The 17,608-nt window shown below is 55.6% G+C and carries 15 protein-coding genes and 1 other RNA gene; 6 read left to right on the top strand and 10 right to left on the bottom strand.

The annotated features are described in order from the left end of the window. The 10 genes from D777_RS03565 to D777_RS03525 form a co-directional block, all read right to left on the bottom strand. A complete protein-coding gene (locus D777_RS03565; protein ID WP_036129577.1) occupies positions 1–2,061 on the bottom strand; it encodes a VWA domain-containing protein in 2,061 nt (686 codons plus the stop codon). 42 nt (positions 2,062–2,103) lie between these two features. Then, complete coding sequence (locus D777_RS03560) at positions 2,104–2,448, bottom strand: hypothetical protein (protein ID WP_036128793.1); 345 nt, start codon at positions 2,446–2,448, stop codon at positions 2,104–2,106. Then, positions 2,448–2,894 (bottom strand): YcgN family cysteine cluster protein, encoded by a 447-nt coding sequence (locus tag D777_RS03555; protein WP_036128790.1) that lies wholly within the window; start codon positions 2,892–2,894, stop codon positions 2,448–2,450. The genes D777_RS03560 and D777_RS03555 overlap by 1 nt, the downstream gene beginning before the upstream one ends. Further along, on the bottom strand, positions 2,891–3,184 hold the full coding sequence (locus D777_RS03550) for a YcgL domain-containing protein (RefSeq protein WP_036128789.1): 294 nt from the start codon (positions 3,182–3,184) through the stop codon (positions 2,891–2,893). Before D777_RS03550 ends, D777_RS03555 begins: the two co-directional genes overlap by 4 nt. After that, complete coding sequence (locus D777_RS03545) at positions 3,181–4,329, bottom strand: ribonuclease D (protein WP_036128787.1); 1,149 nt, start codon at positions 4,327–4,329, stop codon at positions 3,181–3,183. The genes D777_RS03550 and D777_RS03545 overlap by 4 nt, the downstream gene beginning before the upstream one ends. A 21-nt stretch (positions 4,330–4,350) precedes the next feature. Next, positions 4,351–4,953, bottom strand: a complete 603-nt coding sequence (recR, locus tag D777_RS03540) for a recombination mediator RecR (RefSeq protein ID WP_036128785.1) — start codon at positions 4,951–4,953, stop codon at positions 4,351–4,353. A 33-nt stretch (positions 4,954–4,986) separates the two neighbouring features. Beyond that, positions 4,987–5,310 (bottom strand): YbaB/EbfC family nucleoid-associated protein, encoded by a 324-nt coding sequence (locus D777_RS03535; protein WP_036128782.1) that lies wholly within the window; start codon positions 5,308–5,310, stop codon positions 4,987–4,989. Between the two features lie 4 nt (positions 5,311–5,314). After that, entirely contained in the window at positions 5,315–7,252 is a 1,938-nt protein-coding gene (gene dnaX / locus D777_RS03530; RefSeq protein ID WP_036129576.1) for a DNA polymerase III subunit gamma/tau, read from the bottom strand. Between the two features lie 141 nt (positions 7,253–7,393). Next, an RNA gene (gene ffs, locus D777_RS17740) (signal recognition particle sRNA small type) lies at positions 7,394–7,490 on the bottom strand. A 112-nt stretch (positions 7,491–7,602) separates the two neighbouring features. Continuing rightward, the gene (locus D777_RS03525; RefSeq protein WP_036129575.1) at positions 7,603–8,268 is read right to left on the bottom strand and encodes a 2OG-Fe(II) oxygenase; all 666 of its coding nucleotides are present in this window, start codon (positions 8,266–8,268) and stop codon (positions 7,603–7,605) included. A gap of 156 nt (positions 8,269–8,424) precedes the next feature. Between D777_RS03525 and D777_RS03520 the strand changes: the two genes are divergently transcribed. The 6 genes from D777_RS03520 (at position 8,425) to D777_RS03495 (ending at position 17,583) form a co-directional block, all read left to right on the top strand. After that, a complete protein-coding gene (locus D777_RS03520) occupies positions 8,425–9,357 on the top strand; it encodes a D-hexose-6-phosphate mutarotase (RefSeq protein WP_036128780.1) in 933 nt (310 codons plus the stop codon). A gap of 26 nt (positions 9,358–9,383) precedes the next feature. Next, positions 9,384–10,199 carry a lysophospholipid acyltransferase family protein gene (locus tag D777_RS03515; protein WP_036128777.1) on the top strand — a complete coding sequence of 272 codons (816 nt, stop codon included), beginning with the start codon at positions 9,384–9,386 and terminating at the stop codon, positions 10,197–10,199. Then, positions 10,199–11,146: an SDR family oxidoreductase gene (locus D777_RS03510; RefSeq protein WP_036128776.1), complete on the top strand. Its 948-nt coding sequence runs from the start codon at positions 10,199–10,201 to the stop codon at positions 11,144–11,146. The genes D777_RS03515 and D777_RS03510 overlap by 1 nt, the downstream gene beginning before the upstream one ends. Positions 11,147–11,197: 51 nt before the next feature. After that, positions 11,198–13,324: an XrtA/PEP-CTERM system histidine kinase PrsK gene (gene prsK, locus D777_RS03505; protein WP_036128774.1), complete on the top strand. Its 2,127-nt coding sequence runs from the start codon at positions 11,198–11,200 to the stop codon at positions 13,322–13,324. Between the two features lie 132 nt (positions 13,325–13,456). Next, positions 13,457–14,830, top strand: a complete 1,374-nt coding sequence (prsR, locus tag D777_RS03500; protein WP_036129574.1) for a PEP-CTERM-box response regulator transcription factor — start codon at positions 13,457–13,459, stop codon at positions 14,828–14,830. 50 nt (positions 14,831–14,880) lie between these two features. Next, the gene (locus D777_RS03495) at positions 14,881–17,583 is read left to right on the top strand and encodes a tetratricopeptide repeat protein (protein ID WP_036128772.1); all 2,703 of its coding nucleotides are present in this window, start codon (positions 14,881–14,883) and stop codon (positions 17,581–17,583) included. The last annotated feature ends 25 nt before the right edge of the window (positions 17,584–17,608 follow it).

Here is a 17,608-nt window from a genome sequence, read left to right as displayed (position 1 = left end):
TTACTTTTTCTGGTCTTTCGGGTTCGTCTGATCGGTTGCAGCTTTTTTATCCGCATTCCCGTCATCTTCTTCATAGTCTGGCAGGTCATCAAATTCAGAGAGATCAAAGTCTTCCAGTCCGAACTCTTCTTCATCCCCGCCCATATCGGCCTCTGAAGCATCTTCGGGCTCGTCAGTTGCCTCCGGTTCCAACTCAGGAATATCCTCTTCAACCACCTCCGGTTCGGGCTCTACGACCGAATCGGCAACGGGAATCTCTTCTTCCACCTCATCAAAGACGGCTTCCAGATCGGATTCATCGCCCTCTTCCGGTAAAGCCTCGGGAACTGCCTTCTCCTCGGTAACCACGTCCATCTCCGGTTCTGGTTCAGACTCAGGTTGTGGCTCTGGCTCGACAAGGTCTTCTGGGACTTCCTCGTCGATTGTTGGAAGCTCCTCCTCCAGATCCTCTACTGTCTCGCGGTCAGCAGCGGCTTTTTCCTGCGCCTCGGCTCTGGATTTACGTTGTTTCAATGCAAACCAGACCACCACGAGGGTCAGCAGGACGCCTCCGGCAGCAATAGGGACCCAGAGTGGGAATGGTAATTCAGAGGCAGCCTTTTCATCCTCTTCGGAGGCCGCAGGCTCTTCCTGCTCAGGCGTCGCGGGTTGCTCCACCGCTTCCTCTACTTGAGACACATCAATCGGGGCCGGTATTTCCGGTTCGGGCTCTGGTGGTTGCTCAACAGCGGGCTCCTCGGCAACAGGCTCCTCATCAACCGGATCGACTACCGCAGGGGAAACCTCCGAAGCCGCCTCTGGAACCGTGAAGCCCGTGGTTGTGCTGAATTTGCGGGCGAAGGTTTTGCCATCGGCGATGACGTCAATCTTATAAAGACCCGCTGCCGGGAGCTTGGCAATGGTGTCGGTATAGACACCGTCTTCGGGTGGCACACCATCAGACAATGCCTTGGAACCGCTGCGACCATCCTCGGCGGTAATCGTCAGGCTGACGTTGATAACGCCCAGAAAATCCGGGCTGGTAATCTTTTCGTTCTCCTCAAAAAAGGCGACGCTCAGTTCAACCGGATTCTCTTCTGAAAAGTTTGGTGGCAGCGGGCTCACAACCATTCTGAGATCGCTGACAACCGTGACACGACTGCCCTCTCCCAACTCACCCTCGATGCTCCAGGTCCCTGAGGCCGGCTTATTGATCGTCACCAGGTCATAACCGGATTCGCGGGCCCAACGAACCTTGTCAGCCGATGAATCGACCGTGTATGTGGTGCCGTCAGGCTCGATCAGTGCCATCTCTCGGGTGTCGCGGGTTTCATCCTGCCCCCAGAAAACCAGCGCGGTAAATTCCTCCACGCCGCCATCAACGGTAAAGGTATTACCCTCCAGAGGGATCTGTTCCTGGGGCACTGCGGCATTGAGGGCCTCAAGAAACGCCCGGCTCAGCGCATCCGCATTGGCGGCAACCTGAAACCGGCCGCCGGACCTGTCAGCCAGCTGTTTAAGAAAATTCGCGTCAGCCTGGTCAGAGAGTGCAACCGGATGAAACGTTGCGCCTCTGGCAATCAATCCGGGAACCACCTCGTTGAGGATGCGCGCTTCCTCTTCGCGGTTGGCGGCTGAATTGTCGGAGATGTCCACATTGCCATCTGTAAGCAGAATAAAGTGCGTGTTATCAAGCTTTCCCTTGGTGAAATAGTCGTCGCTGGCGACTTCGATCGCCTTTCCAAGGTTCGTTCTGAGTGCGACCGAGTTGATCTTCGCAGATTCAATGATGGCGCTCTCGCGCCATGGGTCGTCAACCTCCCGGTGGGGGACCAACATGTTCACATACTGACCAAAGGTCCACACACCGGCCGTGGTACCCTCCGGCAGCATTCGGGCGAGAAGCCTGACGGCAGGTTGCCGGAGATTGTTCGGATCTGTGTCCTTCATCGAACCCGAGATATCCACGATGATACGGACATCAGACTGCTCCGGGAGCGCCAAATCGGTTGCCGACTGAGCCAGGAGAATTCCCGGAGTCAGTGCAAACGTCAGCGTCAGTATTACGAAGAAACGTCGCATCACCATTCCTGTTAGATCCTTAACGTCATGAAGGCTGTCCAACTAGCGGCTCACCAGCCGATACCTCACCAGGTCCAGAATCCAGACCAGTACCATCACCAAACCGGCGATGCCCAGGTTAAACAGCGCCCGGCCAGCGGCATCAGCATCCCCAAGAATCATTTCGTAGCCTCCGAACAGCCACGCAGGCACCCACCAGCCCGCTACATCAGGAGACTCCACCGGGGTTAGAAAGAGAACCACCAGAGCAGCCAACAGTAACGTCCGGAGTCCATACAACGGCAAGATGCGGAACAGCCGCTTCATCATGTAGAAAAACACAATGAAGGCAACCGCGTAAGCCGCCCAGGAAATGCCGTAAGCCAGTTGTGCATCAGTATCGATCATTACAAAATCCAGTGAATGATATGTTCTTCCCAGTCTTCTTCCGCGACGCGGTCTTCCGAAATCACCTTGTCACGAATGGAAACGCCAGCCCGGTGAACCGACTCTGGGTCGCCACTCACCAGTGGATGCCATTCCGCCAGCGGCCGCCCCTCTGCGAGGGTCCGATAGGCACAGGTCAACGGCAACCAATGGTAGTCGGTAACGGTATCTGGCGTCAGTACCGTGCAGCCGGGAACTTTCTTGAGCCGGTCAGAGTACACCGTGCATCGACAGGTCGCTTCATCCATATATCGACAGACCAGATCGGTGTTGTAGACCTCGCCTGTGTCCTCATCTTCCAGCTTGTTGAGGCAACACTTACCACAACCGTCGCAAAGCGATTCCCATTCCGCGGGTGTCATCTCGTCCAGACGCTTTCTCTGCCAGAACGGAATCTGGGCAATCATTGTTTGCGCTGATCCAGTTTGCGTTGGAACTCGACAATGTAGCTATCCTGCTCTTCCGGCATCTGAAGATAGAAGTCCTTTTCTTCAATCGCTTCCAGAACTTGTTTTCCGGTGGTTCTCGCGAGTTTGCGATCCGGTGTCATAATCAGATCCATGGCGTGCACAGGTTGCCCGAAGATGCCCCGGAGAGCCTCCGGCAAATCCTCCCAATTCTGCCCGCGGCGGACGTAGATGTAGGTGTCGTTTTTCTTGCTACTGCGAAAAACGGATACGAACTGGCGTTCAGTCATGATTTCAACAATTCCTCAATCTCAGCATGCACCGGCGCCAGGATGTTCGCCCGCCACCCGGTGAAAAACTCCTGGTTTGCCAGACTGCGTTGCTGGATCGCTTTCTCCAACCGCTTTCGTGGCGCAAGTATTTCCATCGGAATATCAAAGTGTTCCGACATTTTTCTTATAATCTTCTTGAGGCTCTTGAACTGACCCTGCTGATCCCTTGTCAGGGGCGGCGAGATCAATGTCATCCCGGAATTATCAGCGTGACAACCAGTCTCAACAAGGTCTAGCAATGCCTGGCCGTGATGCCTGACAACCCCTGATGGCACCCCTTGAATATTCCTGAGCTGTGCCAAGGATTCCGGGAGACGATCGGCGATAGCGATCAGCAGTGCATCGGCTAGTATCCGGTTCCTGGGTTTGTCTCGTCTGGCGCACTCGTGTTCTCGCCACTGCACCAGCTCCTTCAGAACACTCTGTTGCTGCGGTGTCAGCGTCCAGCCACCGCGCAGTTTCAGGTAGTGTTCGGCGGGGCTTTCCTGATGGGCCAGTTCGTTGGCGAAACGCGCAGATTCTTCGACAAATGCCCCTTCCAGAGCTTTTTCGCGCAAACTGGAAAGGATTCGTGCGTACATCGGTTCGAGAAACCGGATGTCTTCCACGGCATAATGCTGTTGAGCATCGGACAGGGGTCTGGCCAACCAATCGGAACGCGTCGCCGATTTGTCCAGCACAACGCCAAACAAAGCCTCAACAATACGGGCATACCCCAGAGAGAAGCCCTCACCCGCCAGGGCAGCGCCTATCTGAAGATCAAGGACACCTTTCAGATCAATGTCCAGCCAATGCCGAAACAGTTCGAGATCCTCGCTCATGGCGTAGAGCAGTTTGGTCGTGTCCGGATCGCCAAGCAGCTCCCGAAACCGCTCCGATGCCTCCGCTACGGACGGATCGACCAACCGGAACTCTCCGGCCAGACCCAGCTGAACCAAGCCAGGAATCGGGTAAAAGGTATTGACCCGTTCAAACTCGGTATCCAGTGACAGCAGTTTACCAGCGGCGTCTGCGAGCCAACGGTCCAGATCTTCAGGGGTATCGATCCAGAGAATGATTTCAGGAACCGGAGGAACATCAACTGCCGGGATGGAAGGCGCCATAAAGCATCCTGCTTGAAGGGGTTAATCGCTGAGCGGCTTGCGTCCGCGGAACGCATGAGTGAGGGTAAAGCCATCGACATACCCGAGCTCACCGCCCACCGGGATTCCGTGAGCCAGCCGGGTGATCAATATACCTCGCCCGTCCAGACGGTCGGCAATATAATGGGCGGTCGCTTCGCCTTCCACCGTGGGATTGGTGGCAAGGATCAATTCGCTGACACCCTCCTGCTGAATGCGATCCAGCAGCCGTTCGATACCAATTTCCTCGGGCCCGACACCATCAATCGGCGAGAGGTGTCCCATCAGGACAAAATACCCACCCCGGTAATCCCCTGCCTGCTCAATAGCCAGCAGGTCGGACGGACTCTCAACGACGCAGATGGTGCCGTTGGTGCGTTGAGGGTTCTCGCAGATGCCACATAGGTCAGTATCCGCGAAATTCTGGCACCGGTCACAGCGGCGAACGCCTGTCATTGCCTTGCCGAGTGCCTCAGACAGCCTGGAGCCACCAGAACGGCCTCGCTCCAGGAGATGGAATGCCATGCGCTGAGCGGTCTTCTGCCCGACACCGGGCAAACACCGAAGAGATTCAACCAACTCGTCAACCAGGGGGCTAAACGCCATGAGGGATCCTTACTGCTTACCGGGTGTTTTACCTCAGAATGGCATTTTGAAGCCGGGAGGCATGCCCATTCCCGACATCATGCCGGACATCTTGTCCTTCTGGTTGCTTTCAACCCGGCGGACCGCATCATTGACCGCTGCCGCAAGAAGGTCTTCCAGGATTTCCTTGTCTTCGGTCATCAGGGATGGATCAATCTCGACCTTCCGGACATCGTGACGCCCATTCATGGTGACTTTCACCAACCCGGCGCCGGACTCCCCGGTCACCTCGGCCTTGGCAATTTCTTCCTGGGCCTTTTGCATCTCTTCCTGCATTTTCTGGGCTTTTTTCATCAGATCGCCCATGTTGTTCATCATGCAATTATCTCCTGCTTGTCTCTATTGGCCGGATACTGTCTTCGACTACCCGTGCCTCAAATCGTTCAACGATCGATTGCACCACTGGGTCCTGGCGGATCGAATCCTCGGCAGCCTGTTGACGCGCCACCCTTTGACGCTCTTCGAACGCTGCCGGTGTATGCGGGCCGGTTTCGCCCTGCTCTATCCTTAACTGAGTAGTGTCGCCGAAACGATTTCTCAAGCCGGCCAGAATTTTTTCTTCATGCCGGGCATTAAGCAGCCGGGCATGACCTTCGTCGATTGTCAGCACGACCGTATCGTTATCCCACGTCATCGAGCCATGGCTCGCCAGGTTACCAGGCATGCCCACAATGCCCAGAGAGCGGAAGTCCCGCTCCCAGCTGAAGCCATCATGCTGCTCTTCTACGGGCAACGACTGGTCAATGACAGGCGCGACTGATTCAACGTTCGGCGGCTCCAACTCTGGAGCCGCTCCAGAGGCCTCTGGCGCCAGGTTCGCAGATTCTGGTTCTGGCTTAGGCTCGGGTTCTGGCTGGGGCGCGGGAGCAACCTGCTCTTCCGGCGGCGGCCCGGACTCGGCCTGAGGCTCGATTTCGGGCACCGGAGGCGTGTCGGTAAAGAAGGGCGCGTCGTCCTGTTCGTCCTTTTCGAGCTCCGGTTCCGATGCAGAGGGCTCAGTGGCTTGTTCACTGGCACCGGTCTCCGGACCATCCTCGGATTGAACCGGCTCGGCAGGCGATTCTATGGCAGGCGCTGTTTCTCGGGTTACCGAGGGCGCAGGTTCAGGATCATCCCCGGAATCTCTGCCGCCCGAGCCGTTTGCGGAACTGACAACGGGTGGCTCACGACGATCCGTTCCCGGACGGAACGCCAGCATCCGCAACAACGTCATTTCAAACCCCATACGGGCGTCCGGGGTGACTGCCAGATCCTTGCGCCCCATCAGGGCGGCCTGGTAGAAGAGCTGTGCGTCTTCCGCACTAAGCTTTCGGGCCAGCGCCTTTACCTGCGCTGCATCCCCGAGGGCGTTATCTGCACTACCCGGAACCACCTGCTCCATCGTGACGCGGTGGAACAGGGATAGAAGGTCCGCGAGTATCACGCCGTAGTCCGGTGCAAAGTCGGAGATACGGCCAATTTCCGCCAGCAATCCCGGACCGTCCCTTTCGACCAGTGAATTGACGAGTCGTTCGATGTCTCGCTGATCAATCGTACCCAGCATGCTGCTGACATCACTGGCCGCCAGTTTCTGATTCCCGAAGGCAATCGCCTGATCGGTCAGACTCAGCGCGTCCCGCATACTGCCGTCCGCCGCGCGGGCGAGTAACCACAAGGCCGGCTCCTCAAACGGGATCTCCTCCTGGGTCAGCACGTGCTGCAAGTGCCCCGCAATGTGCTCCGGGGTCATTCGTTTCAGATTGAACTGAAGGCAGCGGGAAAGAACCGTGACAGGCAGCTTCTGGGGATCCGTTGTCGCCAGCAGGAACTTGACGTGTTCAGGCGGCTCCTCAAGGGTCTTCAGGAAGGCGTTAAACGACTGATTGGTGAGCATGTGCACCTCATCGATGAGGTACACCTTATATCGACCACGGGTCGGCGCATATTGAACGTTGTCCGTCAGCTCTCGCATGTCGTCCACACCCGTGCGGGATGCGGCGTCGATTTCGATCAGGTCAACAAACCGACCTTCCTGAATCTCCTTGCAACTGGAACATTCACCGCAGGGCGTTGGCGTGATGCCGGTCTCGCAATTCAGGCATCTGGCCAACAGTCTGCCAATCGTGGTCTTACCCACGCCGCGGGTTCCGGTGAACAGGTAGGCATGATGCAGTCGCTGGTGCTCCAGAGCGTGAATCAACGCCTGGAGAACGTGTTCCTGCCCCACCATATCCTCGAAGGTCCGGGGGCGCCATTTACGGGCAAGTACCTGGTAGCTCATGTTCCGCCAACTGCTGTGAAAAACGGGCTTAACCATAGCATGGACCCGCTTTGATAAGAAGCTAAGATGATTCCGGAATTGTCAGGAAAAAGAGTAGAAAATCGAGAAATAACAGGGAGAAAGAGGAAAATCTGGGGGTGACCCCATCAGCGACACCCCGGCACACAATTCCACCGCTGCGGCTGCTCCCTTCCGGGCCTGACCGGGTTCACGGTTTCATGTTGCGGGGGCACCAATGGGGCCACCATAACGGCGTTTCCGGGGATTTCCCCTGAAAGCGGCGCGCATATTAACAAAAGGGTTTACGGACTACAACGAGAAATCCCCTCATTCATTTTGAGGAGATGACCTCAGAGCGGCAAAGGCACCTCATCCTGGCGGAACCAGCAGGCCAGGCTGTAACGCGTGCGGTTTGCCGGCAGCACTTCATGCGGCACTTCCTCACTCAGAAACACCACCATTCGCCCCATTTCCGGGGTCACAACGCCGCACACTTCATTGTCGTTGTCACGGTTAAACACCTGAAGGGCACCGCCGTCGCCGGCGTTCCAGTCATCATTGAGATACAGCACGAGGCTCACTACCCGCGAGGCCCTTCCACGGAAGCTGTCCAAGTGTTTACGGTAGAAATCACCTGAATGGAAAGTGGCATAGTGAGCCTCAAACCGGTTCAACCCCAGAAACAGACGGCGGTTCAGACTCCGCTGCAGCTCTTCCAGAACGGAAAACAATGCCTGCTGCGGCACCGTTTCCCCCTGCAACCAGGCAATCTTGTCCCGACGCACCGAGCGATCCTTAAGGTGATCACTCCCCCTTCCGACACCCGCCTTTTTGAGGTTGTCAGTTTTATCCAGAATTCGCACTTCATGAGCCAACTCACGCAACAAGGCGTGGCCCAGCAACTCCCCGGCATCAAGCGTCAACCAGCCGTACTCGCTCAGCGCTGATGCGATAGAGTCAATACAGCCATCAACAACGTCCGTACTGTTCTGCGAACGAGGCTCGCCTTCGGGCAATCCGGCATGAAGAGGGGTAACAACCTGTGCGTCCACAGCAAATCTCCTGAAAGAATTGCGAGTATTTTATGCGCATTCCTCGCCGGGCAGGCAGTTTTAAATTACTCTTTACGTATAGGCAGATACACTTAACCCAGGCCAAGCTACCGTCACATCATGTCTGAGAGCAGTAACAGACCGCCGCTTTCCATCACTCCGGGCCAATGGTCCTTTACGCGCTGGAAAACCATTGGGCAACTGGAAGCCCTTGAAATACATCACCCGCTGTTTCGGGCAACGCTGTTCCTGCAAGGTGCGCATCTAACCCATTTTGCGCCCCAGGATCATGCCGACTGGCTCTGGCTGAGCAACACCGCGCGATTCGAGCCAGGCCGCGCCATACGCGGCGGCATTCCCATTTGCTGGCCGTGGTTCGGTGACCCGGCCCGAAACGCACCGGAGGTACGCAAGCGTATTTCCACCGACAGCGCCCACGGTTTCGCGAGAACCGCGCTCTGGAAACTGGAAGATGTCCGGGAGAGCGCTCACGAAGTGGAAATCAGCCTCTCGCTGGATGCCAATGAGGATTTCGCCGACGCCTGGAATGGCCATGCCCTTGCCCTGGTTACCTTTGTGTTTTCGGTGAGGGGATGCCAGATAGCCCTGACAACAACCAACCTATCGTCTGCACCCCTCGCCTTCAGCCAGGCTCTCCACACCTACCTTCCGACGACGGATATCGAGAGAACCCGTGTGCTCGGGCTTGGCGACAGCCATTATATTGATACGCTCGACAACTGGGAGTACCGAGCGCAGGAGGGTCCCGTCTATTTCCACGGTGAAACGGATCGCATCTATGAATCCCATGAGCCACTCACCATCATGACGCCGACAGGTGGCCGCACCCTGACATCCGTCGGCAGCGACTCAATTGTGGTCTGGAACCCGGGGCCGGAAAAAGCAGCAAGGCTCTCTGATTTTCCGGATACTGGCTGGAAATCCATGCTATGTGTCGAAACCGCCAATGCCGCGAGCGACTATCGCGTGCTTAATGAAGGCCAAAGTCACACCCTCGGGGTGTTTATCGGGCGCAAGACATTCGACTACTAATCTCGCCTTTTCAAACAGGAAAGCTCATGAGTCTGGGAACGTTTCTGAAATCCAAGTTGGTTCCAGCGGAACTGGACCAACACATCAACCGCATTCGCAAGCCAATAGGCACATTGGGCTACGACCCATGGGGGTTTAATGCCGATGCGGTCAAATACGGTTTTTCATTGACCAAACAGATTTACGAGAAATACTTCCGGGTATCCGCTCACGGCGTTGAAAAGATCCCCGCCGATGGACCGGTTCTGATCATTGCAAACCACAGCGGTCAGCTCCCGATCGACGGCCTGCTGATCGGCTACGCCCTGGCCTCACGAAAAAAAGACCCCCGAATTCCCAGAGCAATGATCGAACGCTTCTTCCCAACCGTCCCCTGGCTGGGCAATCTCCTCAACGAAGTTGGAGCGGTACTGGGTGACCCTGTGAACTGCGCCAAGATGCTGGCCAATGATGAAGCGGTGATCGTATTCCCCGAAGGTGTGCGCGGCTCCGGGAAGCTCTATCACGACCGCTACGAACTCAAGCGGTTCGGAAATGGCTTCATGCACCTGGCAATGAAATATAACGCCCCGATTGTTCCGGTCGGCGTGGTCGGGTGCGAGGAAACCATTCCTGCGATTGCAAACATCAAACCGCTCGCCAAAGCCCTCGGCATTCCCTACGCCCCCGTCGCACTCCCGGTCGTGTTCCCAGCCAAGGTCCATCTCAACTTTGGTGATCCCATGCATTTCGATGATCTGGAAATTCCAGAGGAACAGGTAACGGAACGGGTTGAAATGGTTAAGGCCGAAATTAACCGTCTGATTGACAAGGGACTCAGCGAAAGGAAAAGGCTGTTCTGATGACGCAACAACGTAGACCCCACATTCTTGTAACAGGCGCTGCGGGTGCCCTGGCCCAGAAAGTCATCAGCCAGCTCAGGGATACTTGCGACCTGGTCGCAGTAGATTTTCGAGAGCAGGTCTATCTGGGCGATGATATTCCGAGCTACCGGATCGACTTCACCAAGCGGGTATTCGAGGACCTTTTCCGGCGCTACCAGTTTGATGGCGTGATTCACCTGGGCCGCATCATGTCCAGCGAACTGACTCGCATGAGACGCTATAACGCCAATGTTCTCGGCACACAGAAGCTTCTGGATCTGAGCCACAAGTACGGCATCAAAAGAGTTGTCGTACTCTCCACGTTTCACGTCTATGGTGCCGTTGCCTACAACCCGGCCCTCATCGATGAATCCGCCCCACTCAAGAGCGTCGGCCTGAGCGCTGATCTGGTCGATTCGGTGGAACTGGAAAACCTCGCCAATATATACCTCTGGCGCTACCCGGACCTCAACATTACGATCCTGCGCCCCTGCAACATCGTAGGCCCGGGCGTGCGAAACACCATGAGCACACTGCTTGCCAGTGAACGCGCACCGGTGTTGGCAGGATTCTCTCCAATGATGCAGTTCATCCACATTGACGACATGTCAGACGCCATTGTGCTCGCCTACAACAAGCCTGTGCGCGGTGTGTTCAATGTCGCACCTCAGGACTGGGTTGCGTATCAGCACGCGCTGAAACTGTGTGGTTGCCGACGAATCCCGATACCATCAATTCCGCCGGCAGTGCCAAAATTTATTCTTAACACTCTGAAGCTGAGAAGTTTTCCATCGTATCTGATGGCCTTTTTCAAGTATCCTGTCGTTATAGACGGCAGAGCGTTCGCTCGAGAGTTTGATTTCGAACCCAAACGACCGCTCATGGAAATCTTCCGGTTTTACCGGGACAACAAAAAGCCGGTGTGAGGCCCGCGTTCAGCGGTCCACAAGCCCCGGAGAAGACGCAGGTAGCAAGGGATGCTCAGCGATTTCAGCCTCATCAGCCACGCCGCTGCAGCCATCATGTTTGCGCTGCTGTCGGTGCTGGTAGCCACCCGATATCTCAGGCGCGACGTAGATCGGGCGCTCTTTTTGTCTGCATTGGTAACGACCATTTGGGCCTCGGCACTCGTCACCCAGACGCTTTGGGACTTCCCCGGTTTCTTCATCCGATATTTTCTTGAACTGCTGCGCGACGCATCGTGGATCACCCTGCTCTTCGCCATGCTCAGGGACTCCTTTCGCCAGGGCAACATTACCGGTCGTCTAAAGAGAGTGCTTGGCACTTCTGCGGTGGCCCTGCTTGTACTTCTGGTCACCTTCGGTTTGCTTGAATACTTTGCGGGTTTGTCGGTCCTCGACGGCAAAACCAAAGTGTTGGGGCAGATCGCGCTTTCACTGCTTGCCCTGTCTCTGGTCGAACAAATCTGGCGTAACCATCCGGGATTCGGAAGGTCCAGCCTTAAATACATCTGCATCGGCATCGCGACCATCTTCGCCTTTGATTTCTTCATGTATGCCGACGCCCTGCTCTTTGGCGAGATTGCCGATTCGTTCTGGAATGCGCGAGGCCTGGTGAATGCCTTGCTGGTACCACTGTTTGCAGTGAACGTGATCAATACCCGCAAACAACCCGTCGATTTTCAGCTATCCCGTTCGGCCGTCTTCCACGCGGGAACACTCGTCTTTGCGGGTGGCTACCTGCTCTTCCTCTCAATCGGCGGCTACTATGTGCGCGCACTCGGCGGGGATTGGGGCGAAGCTCTCCAAGTGCTGTTTCTGACTATTTCCCTGACCTTCCTGGTCACGCTGCTGGTATCCCGCCGAATTCGTGCGAAGTTGATGGTTTTGATCAGCCAGAACTTTTTCGATTACAAATACGATTACCGGGAAGAATGGCTGAAAATGACCCGGGAGCTTTCGGACCTGAGCCAGGAGCCCCCGTTACCCCAGCGGGTTATCCGGATTCTGGCCGCACTTGTAGAAAGCAACGCCGGGGCGCTTTGGCTCAAAAATGATCAGAACAGCTACAGCCTAAATTCATCAATCAACCTCACCATGCCCAAGTACACCATGATTGATGAGGACGCAGAGTTGGTCCGTTTTTTCCGCGACCGTGAGTGGATTATCAATCTTCATGAGTACCGCAATGACCCGGTCAGCTACAACCTGGTCGAAATTCCCGACGCCATCTCCCAGACGCCCGATGCGTGGCTGATTATTCCCCTGTTTCTGGACAACGAGCTCTATGGCATTGCCATGGTCGGTAACCCGTACGCACGGGTCGAATTGAACTGGGAAAACTTCGACCTGATCAAGGTTGTTGCTCGCCAGGCTTGCAACCTTCTGGCCCAGGCCGACGCACAGAACCGGCTGTCTCGTGCCATGCAGTTTGAAGCTGTTAGCAAGGCCTCGGCCTTCATGGTCCACGACCTGAAAACCGTGATCGCACAGCTCTCTCTTCTCGTCAAAAACGCGCCCAAACATCGAAACAACCCGGCGTTCATTGACGATATGATCAACACCACCGAACACGCCGTGCGAAAAATGTCGAACCTGGTCGATCATATACGCAAGCCCTCCCGCGATGATACTGACACCTGCACGCCTATAGACCTTGCAGCCATGGTGGCTCAGCTTGTTGAGCATTACGGCCGACAACAACCGCCGCCACAGTTTGAGGGAACTGCAGAGTCTATGGTTGTCAAAGCAGATGCAGAGCAGCTCAGAAGTGTCCTCGGACACCTGATTCAGAATGCGCAGGATGCGACACCGGCAGACGGCGAGATCACCCTGACAATCAAAAACACACGTGGCAGTGTGGTGCTGTTTATTCAGGATACCGGTTCGGGAATGACCGAGGAGTTCATCAGTACGCAGTTGTTCAAACCGTTTGAGAGCACAAAAGGGCTTACCGGTATGGGCATTGGCGCCTATCAGGCACGGGAATACATCCAGAAGCTGGGCGGCAATATTGACGTTACCAGCGAGCCTGGCGTGGGCTCATGCTTCTCGGTCCGCATCCCTCTGATTGCAGAGTTGGCCAAAGAACCGACAAATAGTTCAGTTTCTGACACTCCCCAGCCCAAAGAAGGCGTCAATTAACTGTCTATTCTAAACTTCTCATGATCAAAGCATTGCAAAGTGTCAATGTTCAGTTGAGAATTTAGCTATGGAAGGATCGGGATGGAAGATCCCGACGCTGTAAAAAATACAAACAAGGGACATGTTGCTGTTGTGACTAGACGACTCCTGATTGTAGAGGATGATCCCGGCCTGCAGAGTCAGATGAGGTGGTGCTTCAGTGAAGATCTGGAAGTGGCCGTCGCGTCTGACAGAGACTCTGCGCTAGCCGCCTTGAGACGTGAAGAACCTGACGTTGTTACACTGGATTTAGGTTTGCCGCCAGATCCCGGCGGTGCCACTGAAGGTTTTGCCCTGTTAGAAGACATCCTCCGATTGTCGCCGATGACCAAAGTAATCGTCGTGACCGGACGGGAGGATAAGGAAAACGCCGTCAAAGCCATCGGAATGGGCGCGTCTGACTTTTACCAGAAACCTCTGGATGCCGACATTCTCACCTTTGTGGTCAATCGCGCTTTCCGGCTCGCAGAGCTTGAGCGAGAAAACCAGGCGTTGGCTCGCCAGGGCAATGGCACCAATATCAAAGGCATCGTAGCAGCCAGTCCCCAGATGCTTGGTATTTGCCGTACGCTTGAGAAAGTTGCCCCGACAGATGTTACTACTCTGATCACCGGGGAAACCGGTACTGGCAAGGAGCTACTGGCCCGCGCCCTTCACGACCTCAGTCCCCGAGCCGGTAAACCATTTGCCGCCATCAACTGTGCTGCGATTCCCGAAAACCTGCTCGAAAGTGAACTCTTCGGCTATGAGAAAGGGGCCTTTACCGGGGCCACTCAAAGCAAAAAGGGCAAGATAGAGAGTGCCAATGGGGGCACGCTGTTCCTGGACGAAATCGGGGATATGCCCATGGCGCTCCAGGCCAAACTACTGCGCTTTCTGCAGGAACGCATGGTTGATCGCGTCGGCTCCGTTCAACCAATCCCAGTCGACGTGAGAGTGGTATGCGCCACCCACCGCAACGTCAAAGACCTGATCGATGCCGGAGACTTCCGCGAAGATCTCTATTACCGCATCAGCGAAATTACGCTTGATGTTCCATCTGTTCGGGAACGTGATGGGGACGCCCTTGTCATCGCACAATCGCTTCTCAAGACTCTGGGCAAGGAACTCGACCGCCCTAACCTCTCTTTCGCTGAGGATGCCGTCAACGCCATCAGCAGCTATAGCTGGCCGGGTAACGTCCGCGAGATGATCAACAAAGTGAAGCGCGCGACCATCATGGCCGACGGAAAGCGCGTCACCGCCGAGGACCTGGAGCTTTCCTGTGACGGGACCGTAACTGGCAACCAGCTCAATCTGCGCCAGGTACGTGAAATCGCCGAGCGGCAAGCTATTATTCAGGCATTGAGATCCTGCAATTTTAATATGGCTCAGGCCTCCCGGTTGCTCGGAATCACCCGGCCAACCCTATACAACCTGACCGACAAGTACAGGATCGAAACGTCACAAACCGAAACCGGTACTTGAAGCGCAAACGCGGAATTCGAAACAAGACCCGATTAACGAAGGAACAGGGCATGAAAGCACTACAGCTAGCGCGAACGACTCTCCTCTCCACGGCCATCGCTCTGACAATGGCCGGATGTGGCGAAGAAGCGAAGGAAATGACGCAGGAAGAAATTCAGTACATCAGCCACCTGGATCAGGCTCGTTTCTTTCAGCGCCAGGGGGAGTTGAAAGCCAGTACCCTCGAAGCCCGCAGCGCTATCGAACTGCAAGCAGATCAACCCGACCCCTACTTCGTTATCCTGGAGAACCTGCTTAAAGCCGGTGATGCCGAAAATGCCGAGCGTCAGCTTGATCAGCTTCTCGACGCGATGGAAGAGAACGAGACAGATATCAGCCAGGCAAACCAGACCCGAGCCAGCCTGATTCGTGCCGAGGCAAACTTCTATCAGAGGGACTTCAAAGAGGCCCTCCGTGCACTTTCAGAAGCGTCGTTTGGTGATAGAGCCAAGGAACTCAAAGGAAAAATACTGGAAGCCAAGATCTACCATGCCTCCGGAAAGACAGACAAAGCACGTGCGGCGTTTGAAAGCGCTCAGGAAATCGACACAAACTCTCCGTTACCTCTGATAGGTCTCTCCCGCCTCGCGTTCAGCGAGGACAATCAGCAGGCTGTCGACCAGTACCTGGCGGAGGCCGAAAAGCTGGATCCGCAAGAACCTGAACTCTGGCTCTGGAAAGGCCAGCTTGCCCAGGCCCGCGAACAATGGGAAGCCGCTGAAGAAGCCTATATCAAGGCGCTGGAGGATATCGGTCAGTTTGATGTCATGACCCGGCGTAAGTATGAAACCATTTCAGCGTTGATTTCTGTCCTGCGAGCCCAGGGAAAATCTTCGGAGGCATTTGTCTATGAAGAGATTCTGGCCAAGTCCGGTCCGGGCATGGTTCGTAGCAATCTTATCGCGGCTCAGGATGCCTATAACCGCGGAGACCTGAACGAAGCGGCCAAGTATCTCGAAGAAATTCTTCGTCAGGCTCCAAGCCACGAACAAAGCAACCTGATGCTGGGAATGATCCGTTTCCGCCAGGGAAGAGTTGAAGAAGCAGAGAAGCTCTTGGCGCCCATTGCTGAGATGACCCACGACAGTGAAGCCAGCCGCCTGCTTGCCGCTACTCGGCTTCAGCTAAAAGACCCTGAGGGCGCAAAATCTGTCCTCGAAGATCTGGACGACTCGGACAGCAACCCAGCAACGCTTGCGCTTGCCGGCATCGCCGCGCTTTCAACGGGCGACCAGGACACCGGTGAGGCGCTGATCCAGAAGTCTCTTCAGCAGAATCCTGACAATCATGAACTTCGGATCCGCTACGCTCGCTATCTCATCGAAATTGGTCGATTCGACGATGCTATAAAGAGTGCCAACACAGTCAAAGAAGCCGCGCCCGATAACGAATCCGCGCGAGCGGTGCTGATTCAGGCCTACCTTCGTTCTGAGCAGCCGACAAAGGCTGTTTCGGTTGCCGATCAATGGATCAAGGATTCCCCGGACAGCATGACGGCAATTCTTACAAGGGGACAGCTTGCATTGGAAGCCGGCGAGCAAGGTGAGGCTCAGGATTATTTTGAGCGCGCAAGGAAGGCATTCCCCGAATCTACCGCGCCACTGGTAGCGCTTGGCAACCTGGCCATGACTCAGGACAAATCCGACAACGCCAGAGCCCTCTTCAGAACTGCCCTTGAGCTGAATGCAGATAACCGTGCAGCGCTGGCAGGATTCTCCCGGGTAAGCTCTCAGGACGCGGTTCTTGAGCTGGTAACACAGCTTTCTGAGGACCAGCCAGATGCCGTCGGACCGAAGCTTGTCTTGCTTGAAGCAGCGTTGACCAATGGTGACAACACCCAGGCTGACTCGCTTTCCGCAACACTGCTTGAGCGGACCGAAGAGAACGTACCATCAGCGGCCGAACCTGCTGTGATTAATATCTACAGTGCGGTCTCAACGAGGCTACGCAAGAGCAACCCCGAGCAAGCCAAGACCGTTCTGGACCGAGCCCGAGTGCTTTTCCCTGAGAGTGAACGTGTATCACTTCAAGCCGCTGACCTCGCCTTCCAGTCAGGTGACGAAAGCGAAGCGCGGAACATTATTCAGGAGGCCAAACAGGCTCACCCTGATTCAGCCAATCCGTACTTGATAGAAGCGACGTTCTACGAACAGGAGGGAGAGTTCCGGCAAGCCGCAGAGCTGTATGAGCTCGCTCTCACCAAGGACGACTCTGCCAACACCCACGTGGCCTACATCCGAACACTCCAGAAAGACGGTCGAAAAGACAGTGCTCTTAAAGCGGCTGCCGCAGCGTTGGAGAGCTACCCCTCTAACCCTACTCTGCTGATGAATGCGGCGATGCTGTATCAAAACGAGCAGCAGACTGAGAAAGCAAAATCCGCTTACGAGGCCCTTCTCGACATCACCTCAGATAACGTTGTTGCGTTGAACAACCTGGCTTGGCTCTATCATGAAGAAGGCGACGCACGGGCCATGGAGCTCGCAGGCCGAGCTTACGAGCTGAACCCTGAAAACGCCGCGATCGCAGATACTTATGGCTGGATTCTGCTCAAGGCAGGCAAGGCCGAAGAGAGTCTTCCTGTTTTGGAGAAGGCTTACAAACTGCAGCCGAACTCTGACGAGATCGCCATGCATTTAGCAGAGGCCTATAAAGCCACGGGAAAAAATGCCGAAGCAAAGGTGATACTTGAGGGGATTGGGGAGCGAGGCTGACAGCTATGAGAGAAAGGGGGGGATG

It is taken from the genome of Marinobacter nitratireducens (genome assembly GCF_000708045.1).
GTDB lineage: Bacteria > Pseudomonadota > Gammaproteobacteria > Pseudomonadales > Oleiphilaceae > Marinobacter > Marinobacter nitratireducens.
The sequence above is the reverse complement of the archived record's forward strand: the minus strand, read 5'-3'. Positions and strand labels throughout refer to the sequence as shown.

Excerpts from the sequence above, each read along its gene's own strand:
- D777_RS03520 (WP_036128780.1), top strand. The coding sequence starts at position 8,425 with ATGTCTGAGAGCAGTAACAGACCGCCGCTTTCCATCACTCCGGGCCAA.
- D777_RS03550 (WP_036128789.1), bottom strand. The coding sequence starts at position 3,184 with ATGACTGAACGCCAGTTCGTATCCGTTTTTCGCAGTAGCAAGAAAAAC.
- D777_RS03510 (WP_036128776.1), top strand. The coding sequence starts at position 10,199 with ATGACGCAACAACGTAGACCCCACATTCTTGTAACAGGCGCTGCGGGT.
- D777_RS03565 (WP_036129577.1), bottom strand. The coding sequence starts at position 2,061 with ATGCGACGTTTCTTCGTAATACTGACGCTGACGTTTGCACTGACTCCG.
- D777_RS03545 (WP_036128787.1), bottom strand. The coding sequence starts at position 4,329 with ATGGCGCCTTCCATCCCGGCAGTTGATGTTCCTCCGGTTCCTGAAATC.
- D777_RS03535 (WP_036128782.1), bottom strand. The coding sequence starts at position 5,310 with ATGATGAACAACATGGGCGATCTGATGAAAAAAGCCCAGAAAATGCAG.
- D777_RS03515 (WP_036128777.1), top strand. The coding sequence starts at position 9,384 with ATGAGTCTGGGAACGTTTCTGAAATCCAAGTTGGTTCCAGCGGAACTG.
- prsK (WP_036128774.1), top strand. The coding sequence starts at position 11,198 with ATGCTCAGCGATTTCAGCCTCATCAGCCACGCCGCTGCAGCCATCATG.
- D777_RS03555 (WP_036128790.1), bottom strand. The coding sequence starts at position 2,894 with ATGATTGCCCAGATTCCGTTCTGGCAGAGAAAGCGTCTGGACGAGATG.
- D777_RS03560 (WP_036128793.1), bottom strand. The coding sequence starts at position 2,448 with ATGATCGATACTGATGCACAACTGGCTTACGGCATTTCCTGGGCGGCT.
- dnaX (WP_036129576.1), bottom strand. The coding sequence starts at position 7,252 with ATGAGCTACCAGGTACTTGCCCGTAAATGGCGCCCCCGGACCTTCGAG.
- D777_RS03495 (WP_036128772.1), top strand. The coding sequence starts at position 14,881 with ATGAAAGCACTACAGCTAGCGCGAACGACTCTCCTCTCCACGGCCATC.
- recR (WP_036128785.1), bottom strand. The coding sequence starts at position 4,953 with ATGGCGTTTAGCCCCCTGGTTGACGAGTTGGTTGAATCTCTTCGGTGT.